Raw genomic sequence first — 380 nt, forward strand, 5'->3', positions numbered from 1 at the left:
TTTACTTGGAGGGGATTTTATTATGGTTAAAAAAGGAGATACATTTCAAAATTATTCAGATGAATTAAAGATACAAGTTGTAAAAAGTTATTTAAATGGTGAGGGTAGCCAATCAGCTATAGCGAAGAAATATAAACTTAGAAGTAGAACACAGTTAATGAATTGGGTCCGAAAATATCAAGAAACAGGCGATATTTCAGACTTGCGGGGGCAAAATGGTGGTAATAACGGCTTAAAAAACCTCTTGAAAGGTCGTGCTCGTACGAAGTTCGATAGTATAGAAGAAGAATTGGAATACTACAAGGCGCAAGTGGCTTACTTAAAAAAGCAGTATCCAAATCTATAGGAGGTGTTCTGGTTCAAACGGCTAAGTACGAGAT

General features: G+C 35.8%; 1 protein-coding gene. It reads left to right on the forward strand.

The window, feature by feature from the left end:
• Window positions 1–346, forward strand: a 346-nt coding sequence (locus tag JDS99_RS31085; RefSeq protein WP_242475826.1) for a helix-turn-helix domain-containing protein, incomplete at its 5' end; no start/stop codon positions are given.
• Window positions 347–380 lie beyond the last annotated feature (34 nt).

This window comes from Bacillus cereus group sp. N6, assembly GCF_016483705.1.
Taxonomy (GTDB): Bacteria; Bacillota; Bacilli; order Bacillales; family Bacillaceae_G; genus Bacillus_A; species Bacillus_A wiedmannii.